Consider the following 11,141-nt stretch of genomic DNA (forward strand, 5'->3'; position numbering starts at 1 on the left):
AGTAGCCACGCCCCACCCAAGCGAGTCAGCGAGATGAGCGCTCCCAAGCCCACCCGTCCCACCGACTCGCTTTTCCTCGCCGTCTACCCCGACGCCGCCGCCGCTTCCCGCATCCGCGACGAGGCGGCGCGTATCCGCATCGAGCACGGCCTGCGGGCGACGCCGATCCCGGCCGATCGCCTGCACATCACGCTGCATTACCTCGGCGCATTCGCGGGCCTGCCTGCCGATACCATCGAACAGGCGCGCGCTGCGGCATCGTCCGTCGCGATGCCGCCGTTCGACGTCACGCTGGACCGCATCGAGAGCTTCGCGTCGCGCCGGCCGAAGCATCCGCTCGTCATTGCCGGCGATCCGGACGAAGCGTTCTCCGCCTTCGTCGATACGCTCGGAGAGGCGCTGCAAACCGCCGGGATCTTCGTCAAATCCCATCCCCGTTTCATCCCGCATGTGACCGTGCTTTACGATGAGCATCGCGTCGCGCGCCAATCCATCGCGCCGATCGAATGGACCGTGCGCGAGTTCGCGCTCGTGCATAGCCTGCTCGGACGATCGCAGCACGAAGTCCTCTTTCGCTGGCCGCTCGGCTCGTAAGAGCCTCACCGGATCGGACAAAACAGTTTCGCGGATTTATCGTCCGGGTTATGGTTAGCGTTATCGACACCGATCGATGCGACAAAGACGCAAGAAAACGCCAGGATTCCGATTACATGACTCGATCCCGTCTGCTGCACGTCACACCGGAAACGCATCACGTCCAGATCGACCTCGTCTACGCGACCGATCGCAATTTCACCGGCAAGCCCATCTACAAGGCGCAGCACTGCCTGCTGCTCGAACCCGCCGAAGCCGCGCTGAGAAAGGCGGTCGACACCGCGCAGAGCTTCGGCATGACGCTTCGGATCTTCGACGCCTACCGTCCGCCGCAAGCGCAAAAGGTGCTGTGGGACTTTCTGCCCGATCCCAATTTCATCGCCGAACTCGGACGCGGCTCCAACCATAGCCGCGGCACGGCGGTGGACCTGACGCTCGTCGACGAAAACGGCGAGGCGCTCGACATGGGCACCGGCTTCGACGCGATGGTCGCCGAATCCGCGCACTTCTACCCCGGCTTGCCGGCGCACGTGCAGCGCAACCGCACGCTGCTGCTCGGCGTGATGCACGGCGCGGGCTTCACGCATATTCCGAGCGAGTGGTGGCACTACGAATTGCCCGGCTCGCGCGATCTCGCGCTCATCGACAACGAAGAAAGCGGCCCGTTGCGGCTGATGTAATCCCCCATCCCGACAGGAGACGAGATGACACACGGCGCGCGAAAAGTATTGGCGATGGCGGCACTCGCGGCGGCGCTGACGGCCACGTACACGCTTCCCACGCAGGCGGCCACGCCGAAGGACATGTTCGTGATGGCGACGCTGCTCGACGAATTCACGACGCTCGATCCCGGCGAAATCTACGAACTCGTGCCCGAGGAGTACGTGGCGAACACGTATGACCGGCTGGTGCGCGTCGATCTGAAAGATCCGTCGAAGTTCAACGGCGACGTCGCGCAGTCGTGGACCGTGAGCCCCGACGGCCTCACGTTCACGTTCAAGCTTCGTTCCGGCCTCAAGTTCCATTCGGGCAATGCGCTCACGGCCGACGACGTCGCGTGGTCCATCCAGCGCACCGCGTTGCTGGACAAGGGCGCGGCGGCGGTGCTCGCGGGCATCGGCATCACGAAAGCGAACGCGCTGCAGAACGTGAAGAAGATCGACGATACGACCGTCGCCATCACCACCGATCAACGCTACGCGCCGACCTTCGTGCTCAACGTGCTCGGCTCGTGGCCCGCGTCGGTGGTGGATCGCAAGCTGGCGGAATCGCATCAGAAGGGCAACGACTACGGCAACGAATGGCTGAAGACGAACGAAGCCGGATCGGGTGCGTACAAGCTCGTGAAGTGGACCGCGAACGACAGCATCGTGCTGCAACGCTTCGACGGTTATCGTCTGCCGCTCGCGATGAAGCGCATCGTGCTTCGGCACGTGACCGAAGCCGCGAGCCAGCGCCTGATGATCCAGAACGGCGACATCGACGTGGCGCGCGATCTCAGCCCCGACGATCTCGACACGCTCTCGAAGAACGGGGTCATCAAGGCGACGGCGGTGCCGCAAGCCACGCTCATGTATCTCGGCCTCAACAACAAGAATCCGAATCTCGCGAAGCCGGAAGTCTGGGAAGCGATGAAGTGGCTGATCGACTATCAGGGCATCCAGAAGAACGTGATCCGCACGACCTACAAGGTCCACGAGACGTTCCTGCCCGAAGGCTTCCTCGGCGCGCTGAACGAAAATCCGTATCACCAGGACGTCGCGAAGGCGAAGGCGCTGCTCGCGAAAGCGGGTCTCGCGAACGGCTTCAGCGTGAAGATGGACGTGCGCAACGATTACCCGTACAGCGAAATCGCGCAGGCGGTACAGGCGAATCTCGCGCTCGCGAACATCAAGGTGCAGCTCGTGCCCAGCGACAACAAGCAGACGCTAGGCCGATACCGCGCGCGGGCGCATGACATCTACATCGGCGAGTGGTCGGCGGATTACATCGATCCGCACAGCAACGCACAAGGTTTCGCGTGGAATCCGGACAACTCGGATGCGTCGAGCTTCAAGATGCTCGCGTGGCGCAACGCGTGGAATATTCCCGACTTGACGAAGGAAACCAACGCGGCGCTCGCCGAAAGCTCGACGGCCAAACGCGCACAACTCTACGAAAAGATGCAGCGCGAGATGCTCGCGAAGTCGCCGTTCGTCATCATGTTCCAGAAGGTGTCGCAGGTGGCGGCGCGGCCGGACGTGAGCGGGCTGGAGGTCGGGCCGATCAACGATCTCGTGTCGTATCGCAATCTGAAGAAGCAGTGAGCGCGTTGCCGTTCCTAGACCGCATGAGAGCCGCGAACGCGCATCGCGGCGGCGTGCGGATCGCGCTCGCGCTGATGCGCTGGACCGCGATGCTCGCCGTCACGTTCACCGGCCTGCTCGCGATCACGTTCTTCATCGGCCGCAAGATTCCGATCGATCCCGTGCTCGCGATACTCGGCGATCGCGCATCGGCGGCGGCGTATGCGGCGGCGCGCGTGCAGCTCGGCCTCGACAAGCCGCTCGTCGATCAATTCCTCATCTACGCGCGCGATGTGCTGCACGGCCATCTGGGCGTGTCGCTATTGACGGCGAATCCGGTCATCGACGACATCCGCCGCGTGTTTCCCGCGACGCTCGAACTCGCGACGCTCTCGACATTCATCGGCGTGACGATCGGCGTGCCGCTCGGCGTGATCGCGGCAGTGCGGCACAACCGAATCGTCGATCACGTCGCGCGCGTGATCGGCCTCGCGGGCAGTTCGGTGCCGGTGTTCTGGCTCGCGCTGATGGGCCTTCTGCTGTTCTACGCGCGTCTGCATTGGGTGTCGGGACCGGGGCGCATCGATCCGCTCTACGACGGCATGGTCGATACGCGCACGGGCAGCTTGCTGATCGATTCGCTCATCGCCGGCGAATGGGATGTCTTCAAAAACGCGTTCTCGCACATCGCGCTGCCGGCGGGCGTGCTCGCGTTCTATTCCATCGCTTATCTCTCGCGCATGACGCGCTCGTTCATGCTCGAACAACTGAGCCAGGAATACGTGACGACCGCGCGCGCCAAGGGCCTGCCCGAGCGCCGCGTGATCTGGCGTCATGCGTTCGGGAATATCGCGGTGCCGCTTCTGACGGTGATCGCGCTTGCTTATAGCTATTTGCTGGAGGGATCGGTGCTGACGGAAATCGTGTTCGCGTGGCCGGGCATCGGCTCGTATCTGACGGGCGCGCTGCTCAACGGCGACATGAACGCGGTGCTGGGCAGCACGCTCGTGATCGGCGCGACGTTCATCGCGCTGAATCTTTTGACGGATGCGCTGTACCGCGTGTTCGATCCGCGCGCCCGCTGACATGGAGAACGCCTTCGCATGCAAACGCCCGCCGGCCGCACGCCGATGAAGCCATCGCGAACGCCTTGGCGCGCATGGCTTTTGACCGACACGCCCGCGTCACCGCGACAGGCCGCGCTCGGCCGTGCGTATCGCCGGTGGCGGCGATTCGCGTCGAATCCGCTCAGCATGCTGGGACTCGCGATTCTGCTGCTGCTCATCGTGGTCGCGGCGATCGGGCCGCTCGTCGTCACGCAGGACCCGCTGCGTCAGGTGCTCGCTGAACGCCTCACGCCGCCGGGCGCCGCGCACTGGTTCGGCACGGATCAGCTGGGTCGCGACATTCTGTCGAGACTCGTGCACGGTTCGCGCCTCACGCTCGCCATCGCGATGCTCGTCGTCGTGCTCGTGGTGCCGGTGGGCCTTTTGATTGGCACGGTGGCGGGCTATTGCGGCGGTTTCGTCGATACCGTGCTCATGCGCATTACCGATGTCGCGCTCGCGTTCCCGAAGATCGTGCTCGCGCTGGCCTTCGCAGCGGCGCTCGGACCGGGCGTGCTGAACGCGGTCATCGCGCTCTCCATCACCGCATGGCCGCCCTACGCGCGGCTCGCGCGCGCGGAATCGTTGAGGCTCACGGGCGCGGACTTCATCCACGCGGCGCGGCTCGCGGGGGCATCGCATACGCGGATCCTGCTGCGGTATATCGTGCCGCTGTGCTCGTCGTCGGTGATCGTGCGCGCGACGCTCGACATGGCCGGCATCATTCTCGCCGTCGCGGGGCTCGGCTTTCTGGGCTTAGGCGCGCAGCCGCCGAGCCCGGAATGGGGCTACATGGTCGCGTCGGGCCGCAACGTGCTGCTCGATGCGTGGTGGGTCGCGACCATTCCCGGCCTCGCGATTCTCGCGGTGAGCCTCGCGTTCAATCTGCTCGGCGACGGTCTGCGCGATGTCTTCGATCCGCGTCAGGGAGGCTGACATGGACGACGCGCCACTCGCGGAGATCGACGGCCTGCAAGTCGCTTTCTCCGGTCACGACGGCGCGCTCACGCCTGCCGTGCGCGGCGTCTCGCTGACGCTGCGGCGCGGCGAACGGCTCGGCATCGTCGGGGAGTCGGGTTCGGGAAAGTCACTGACGGGGCGCGCGCTGCTCGGCCTCTTGCCGCCCGAAGCGAAGTGGTCGGCGAACGCGTTGCGCTTCGACGGCCACGATCTGCTCGCGATGAAACTGAACGAGCGCCGGCGCCTCTGCGGCACGCAGATGAGCATGATCCTGCAGGACCCGAAATACTCGCTCAATCCGGTGATGACGGTCGCGCAGCAGATGCGCGAGACCATCGCGCGGCAGGGCGAGCGGCTCGGCCGGCGGGCGATGCGCGCACGCATCGTCGATTTGCTCGCGGCCGTGCATATCCGCGATCCCGAGCGCGTGGCGGACGCGTATCCGCACGAACTCTCGGGGGGCATGGGCCAGCGCGTGATGATCGCGATGATGGTCAGCAGCGGCCCGCGCCTCCTGATCGCCGACGAGCCGACCAGCGCGCTCGACGTCCTCGTGTCGATGCAGGTGCTCACCGTCCTCGACGAAATGATCGAGCGCCATCACACCGGCCTCATCTTCATCAGCCACGACCTGCCGCTCGTGATGTCGTTCTGCGATCGCGTCGCGGTGATGTACGGCGGGCGCGTCGTCGAAACGTGCGCGGCGCGCGATCTGGGGGAGGCGCGTCATCCGTACACGCGCGGGCTCCTCGCCGCGAATCCGCCGCTCGCGAATCCGCCCGCCGAATTGCCGACCTTGCGGCGCGATCCGTCATGGCTCACGGAGATCACGCGATGATCGACATCGACCGCGCGCATATCCGCTTTCGAACCCGGAGCGGTCACGTCGATGCGGTGCGCGAGGTGTCGCTGCGCATTGAGGAGGGCGAAGTGTTCGCGCTCGTCGGCGAGTCGGGCAGCGGAAAGTCGACGCTCTTGCGCGCGCTCGCGGGCCTCGTGCCGCTCGCGGGCGGCGCAATGCGCATCGGCGGGCAAGACGCGGCGCGGCGTCCGGCGCGCGACGTGCAGATGGTGTTTCAGGACCCGTATGGCTCGCTGCATCCGCGCTTCACGGTCGATAAGACGCTGCGCGAGCCGCTCGCGATCAACGGCATCGGCGATCAGGACGCGCGCATTCTCGCGGCGCTCGCCGAAGTCGGCCTCGGCCCGGCGTTCCGTTTTCGGTATCCGCATCAGTTGTCGGGCGGGCAGCGGCAGCGCGTGTCGATCGCGCGCGCGCTGATCGTCGAGCCGCGCGTGCTGCTGCTCGACGAGCCGACTTCCGCGCTCGACGTATCGGTGCAGGCGGAAATCCTCAACCTGCTGCGGCGTCTGCACGGCGAACGCAAGCTCACGATGATCGTCGTGAGTCATAACCTCGCGGTGGTCGGTTTTCTGTGCGAGCGCATCGCGGTGATGCGCAACGGGGAAGTGGTGGAAGAGGCGGGCATCGAAGCGGTAAGGGCCCACGATGTTAAGCACGACTACACGCGCCGCCTTCTGCACGCGACGCAAGGCTATACGCGCAGCTAAACGCCGCTGGCAAGCGCCGTGTTGCGAAAACTCCGCAGACGCCGAACGGCCGTGCGCGAGTCCGAAGCGAGATCGCGCCCGCTGATAGAATACGAGATGGATTGTCGAGATGTGCCGAACAACGCGCGAGCGCGTCATTCCGGATGCCGTCCGACTTCAGGCTAACCCATGCAAATCGCGACAGACCGCGCCCGTTTCGGGTGAAAGCCGGTCGTAATCCCCGATGAAATTGCTAGATGCTCTAGTCGAACAGCGGATCAACGAAGCCGCCGCCCGCGGCGAGTTCAATGACTTGCCGGGCGCAGGCGCTCCGCAGCAGCTCGACGACGATCTCCTCGTTCCCGAGGAGGTGCGCGTCGCCAATCGTATTCTCAAGAACGCGGGCTTCGTCCCGCCGGCCGTCGAACAACTCCGCGCACTGCGCGGCCTTCAGGAAGAGCTCGACAGGGTCACGGACCCCGCCGCGCGCTGCCGCATCCAGGTGAAGATGCTCGCGCTCGACATGGCGATCGAATCGCTGCGCGGCGGCGGCTGCGTGCCGCACGAATATCGCCGGCGCATTGCGGAGCGGCTGTCGGAGCGCGCCGCCGCACAGGTCGAGACGGAGTCGAAGGAATCTTGAGCCTCGTCACGACGCCCGCCGCGGCGCCCCCATCGCCTGACGCCGACGCCGATCCCGCCAGCGCGCGCGATTGCCGCTTCATGGCGCTGGCGCAACAGGCCGCCGACGAAGCGCGGCGCGCGGGCGAAGTGCCGGTGGGTGCGGTCGTCGTGCTCGGCGATGAAGTCATCGCCACGGGGTTCAATCATCCGATTCGCGGCCACGACCCGTCCGCGCACGCCGAAATGGCCGCGCTGCGCGCGGCGTCCCAGGCGCTCGAAAACTACCGGCTGCCGGGCTGCGAACTGTACGTCACGCTCGAACCGTGTCTCATGTGCGCCGGCGCGATCATGCATGCACGCATCGCCCGCGTGGTCTTCGGCGCGGCAGACCCGAAGACGGGCGCGTGCGGCAGTGTCGTCGACATGTTCGCGAACGCGCAACTCAATCATCACACGGCCGTGACGGGCGGCGTGCTCGCCGACGAATGCGGCCACGCGCTCAAGAATTTCTTTGCCGAACGCAGGCGGCTCGCGCGCGAAGAACGCGCCGCACGCCAGGCGCGCGAGGCCCACGCTTTCCTGACCAAAACGAACTGAACACCGTGAAATCACGCACCATCGATCTCGTCGCGCCTTCTGGTTATCCGCAAGATCCGGCAGCCGTGGAGCGGGGCATCGGGCGATTGCGGGCGCAGGGCCACCACGTGCGGAACGTCGAAGCGACGCGGCGGCGCTTTCAGCGCTTCGGCGGCACCGACAGCGAGCGCGCCGCCGACCTCAACCGCCTCGCGGACCGGTCGAGCCGGCTGCCGGATATCGTGCTCGCCGTGCGCGGCGGATACGGCGCATCGCGCATCCTGCACGGCCTCGATTACGACGGCTTGCGGCGGCTCGCGGATGAGCCGGTCGTGCTCGTCGGCCATAGCGATTTCACGGCGATCCAGTGCGCGCTGTACGCACGCGCCGCCGTCAAGACCTTTGGCGGTCCGATGTTTTCCAGCGATTTCGGCGCGGAACACGTCAGCACGTTCACAATGCACCACTTCTGGAACGCCATCTCGCATCCGAGCTTCACCGTGAAGAGCCAGACGCCGCAGCGCCTGTCGGTCGACGTGACCGGCATGCTATGGGGCGGCAATCTCGCGATGCTCGCGGCGATGGTCGGCACGCCGTATCTGCCGCCCGTCGAGGGCGGCATTCTCTTCATCGAGGATGTGAACGAGCATCCGTTTCGCATCGAACGGATGATTTATCAACTGCATCAAGCGGGCGTGCTCGGACGGCAACAGGCGGTCGTGATGGGGGAATTCTCCGGCGGCCGCCTTTCGGAGTACGACAACGGCTACACGTTCGACGCGATGGTGGAGCAGATGAGGGCGGCGACAGGCGTTCCGTTCGTGACCGGCCTGCAATTCGGCCATGTGGAGAAGCTGCTGACGCTGCCTTTTGGTGCAACGGCGCATCTCGTGGCAGACGAAGGCGGCTTCACGCTCACGATGAGCGACTATCCGCACCTGGCTTGACGCGGGGAGAAGGGCGCTCCTCGATGAGCGCCTTTTTAACGGGCCATGTACGCAACTAACCGTCTTTCTTTGCCGTATCCACGCTACAAAACGGTGCGAACGTCTGCCTTAGATTGTCAACAAAACGGTGCCGACAATGCTGACAAAAAATGCTGGAATCCGCGCAGAGGCTTGTCAGGAAAGGTTTGTGGCCCGATCGACGTCGCCTGAAACCCGCCTCCAGCCCGCGAATTTAAATTGAATTGTTGACAATCTTTATGTCGATTCTAAGATGCCTAACATGCAAGCGAGCACATCATGTCCGACGCTAAACCGAGTCCTGCACCGAACGCTTCAGCCGGCCCGATGAACGGCGCCGCCGCAGCGAATGCCGAGTCGATCGCCGAGAACATCCGCGCCGCGATCCTCGAGCATCGCCTGGCGCCCGGCGCGAAGCTGACCGAAGCGCAGTTGTGCGAAGTGTTCGATGTGAAGCGCGGTCCGGTCCGTCAGGCGCTCGCGCAACTGGCGAACGAACGGCTCGTCGATCTCGAGCCGAATCGCGGCGCGTTCGTCGCGAGTCCGTCGCTGCAGGAAGTGCATGAAGTGTTCGAGATGCGCCGGATCATCGAACTGGCGGTTGTCGAGCGGATCGGGAAAGGGCACGGCACGCGCCGGCTCAAGTCGATCAGCACGACCATCGGCCGTGAGCGGCGCGCGTTCGAAAACCACGACTTTTCCGCGTGGATCCGGCTGTCGGGCGAGTTTCACACCGAACTCGCCGCGCTCACCGGCAACACGGTGCTCTGCGATTGCCTCTCCGGACTCGTCGCGCGCTCGACGCTGATTTCGGCGCTGTATGAATCGCTCGGCAAGAGTTCGTGTTCTTTTGAGGATCACGAAGCAATCCTCGCCGCGCTAGATGCAGGCGATGCCGCGAAAGCCGCGGACCTCATGGCGCAGCATCTGCGCGATGTCGAATTGAAGATGCTCGAACGGCCCGCACGCGGCGCCGTCGATCTGAAGGAAGTGTTTTCGCGCCCCGGCGAACGCGAGAAAGCGTTCGGCGCATGACGCGACAAAGCAGGACATAAACGACTGGAGACCGTGCCCACCCAAAGGGCGCGTGAATCGACGCATGCGCGAACACGCAGCATGCGCGCACTGAACGAAACGCTTGCAAGAGCGTGCAATGAAAGAAGGCCCATCGGCGGGTGAACAGGCACGAGCCCGTTCGCTCTCGGCATCACGCCGTGGACCCGAGCAAATCCGAAGAGTACCGCGCGTGACCCGGCTCGTAGGCGGGCGCGCGAAGGTATCCGATCGACGCTTGTCACCCCGAGCATTTGCCGCCTTTTCATTTTGCAAGCCGCCCATCGAAGGAGATGTCATGGCCCAGTTCAGTGCAACGCCCGGCAGTTCCGCGCTGCCGCCGTATGAGAACCAGTACGACGGACAATCCCCCGCGCACGAGACTGGCCTGCCAGCCGGTTATAGCGATCGCCTCTACAACGAAGACCTCGCGCCGCTGAAGAACCAGACCTGGGGCGCGTACAACATCTTCGCGTTCTGGATGTCGGACGTGCATAGCGTCGGCGGCTACGTGTTCGCGGGCAGTCTCTTCGCGCTCGGTCTCACGAGCTGGCAAGTGCTCGTGTCGCTCCTGATCGGCATCGGGCTCGTGAACGTGCTGTGCAATCTCATCGCGAAGCCGAGCCAGGTGGCGGGCGTGCCGTATCCGGTCGCGTGCCGCGCGACTTTCGGCGTGCTCGGTGCGAACATTCCCGCTGTCATTCGCGGGCTGATCGCGGTGGCGTGGTACGGCATCCAGACGTATCTGGCGTCGAGTGCGCTCGTGATCGTCGTGCTGAAGTTCGTGCCTTCGCTCATGCCTTACGCCGATGTGCATCGCTACGGCTTCGTCGGGCTTTCCGCGCTCGGCTGGGCGGGGTTCATGCTGCTGTGGGTGCTGCAAGCCGTGGTGTTCTGGCGCGGCATGGAGATGATCAAGAAGTTCATCGACTTCGCCGGTCCCGCTGTGTATGTCGTGATGTTCCTTCTCGCCGGCTATATGGTGTGGCGCGCGGGCATCCACAATATCGGGCTCAATCTCGGCGGCGTGAAGTATCACGGCATGGAAGTGGTGCCGGTGATGATCACCGCGATCTCGCTCGTCGTGTCCTATTTCTCCGGCCCGATGCTCAACTTCGGCGACTTCTCGCGCTACGGCAAGAGCTTTCGCAGCGTGAAGCGCGGCAACTTCTGGGGCCTGCCGGTCAACTTCCTGGCGTTCTCGCTCGTGACCGTCATCACGACCGCCGCGACCTTGCCGGTGTTCGGCCAGCTCATCACCGATCCGGTGGAAACAGTGGGCCGCATCGATCATCCGACCGCCGTGATTCTCGGCGCGCTGACGTTCACCATCGCGACCATCGGCATCAAGGCGGATTCAACCGGTCGTCGCAACACCTTTAATCGAGGAGGTGTTGCGTGGTGCGAAGTGCAAAGCAGGTGTATCG

At 64.7% G+C, this 11,141-nt stretch carries 12 protein-coding genes; all 12 read left to right on the forward strand.

All coding sequences use genetic code 11. The features are described 5' to 3' along the window. Positions 1-33 precede the first annotated feature (33 nt). Positions 34-594: an RNA 2',3'-cyclic phosphodiesterase gene (thpR, locus tag AWB72_RS24025; RefSeq protein WP_087128776.1), complete on the forward strand. Its 561-nt coding sequence runs from the start codon at positions 34-36 to the stop codon at positions 592-594. Between the two features lie 116 nt (positions 595-710). After that, entirely contained in the window at positions 711-1,274 is a 564-nt protein-coding gene (gene ddpX / locus AWB72_RS24030) for a D-alanyl-D-alanine dipeptidase (RefSeq protein ID WP_040049536.1), read from the forward strand. 24 nt (positions 1,275-1,298) lie between these two features. Beyond that, entirely contained in the window at positions 1,299-2,900 is a 1,602-nt protein-coding gene (locus AWB72_RS24035; protein ID WP_040049415.1) for an ABC transporter substrate-binding protein, read from the forward strand. A 23-nt stretch (positions 2,901-2,923) separates the two neighbouring features. After that, complete coding sequence (locus tag AWB72_RS24040; RefSeq protein ID WP_040049537.1) at positions 2,924-3,964, forward strand: ABC transporter permease; 1,041 nt, start codon at positions 2,924-2,926, stop codon at positions 3,962-3,964. Between the two features lie 18 nt (positions 3,965-3,982). Next, positions 3,983-4,921: a nickel transporter permease gene (gene nikC, locus AWB72_RS24045; RefSeq protein ID WP_374728922.1), complete on the forward strand. Its 939-nt coding sequence runs from the start codon at positions 3,983-3,985 to the stop codon at positions 4,919-4,921. 1 nt (position 4,922) lies between these two features. Continuing rightward, entirely contained in the window at positions 4,923-5,783 is an 861-nt protein-coding gene (locus tag AWB72_RS24050; protein WP_040049416.1) for an ABC transporter ATP-binding protein, read from the forward strand. Then, on the forward strand, positions 5,780-6,517 hold the full coding sequence (locus AWB72_RS24055; protein ID WP_040049417.1) for an ABC transporter ATP-binding protein: 738 nt from the start codon (positions 5,780-5,782) through the stop codon (positions 6,515-6,517). The genes AWB72_RS24050 and AWB72_RS24055 overlap by 4 nt, the downstream gene beginning before the upstream one ends. 223 nt (positions 6,518-6,740) lie before the next feature. Further along, positions 6,741-7,139 carry a DnaJ family domain-containing protein gene (locus AWB72_RS24060; protein WP_040049418.1) on the forward strand — a complete coding sequence of 133 codons (399 nt, stop codon included), beginning with the start codon at positions 6,741-6,743 and terminating at the stop codon, positions 7,137-7,139. Then, the gene (gene tadA, locus AWB72_RS24065) at positions 7,133-7,717 is read left to right on the forward strand and encodes a tRNA adenosine(34) deaminase TadA (RefSeq protein ID WP_084592763.1); all 585 of its coding nucleotides are present in this window, start codon (positions 7,133-7,135) and stop codon (positions 7,715-7,717) included. Before AWB72_RS24060 ends, tadA begins: the two co-directional genes overlap by 7 nt. A gap of 5 nt (positions 7,718-7,722) precedes the next feature. Further along, complete coding sequence (ldcA, locus tag AWB72_RS24070) at positions 7,723-8,643, forward strand: muramoyltetrapeptide carboxypeptidase (RefSeq protein ID WP_040049419.1); 921 nt, start codon at positions 7,723-7,725, stop codon at positions 8,641-8,643. A 345-nt stretch (positions 8,644-8,988) separates the two neighbouring features. Continuing rightward, positions 8,989-9,696: a GntR family transcriptional regulator gene (locus AWB72_RS24075; protein WP_052449760.1), complete on the forward strand. Its 708-nt coding sequence runs from the start codon at positions 8,989-8,991 to the stop codon at positions 9,694-9,696. A gap of 316 nt (positions 9,697-10,012) precedes the next feature. After that, positions 10,013-11,141: NCS1 family nucleobase:cation symporter-1 (locus AWB72_RS24080; protein ID WP_244285727.1), on the forward strand; the 1,129-nt coding region annotated here is incomplete at its 3' end.

This window comes from Caballeronia concitans (genome assembly GCF_001544615.1).
In the GTDB taxonomy this organism is placed as follows: domain Bacteria; phylum Pseudomonadota; class Gammaproteobacteria; order Burkholderiales; family Burkholderiaceae; genus Caballeronia; species Caballeronia concitans.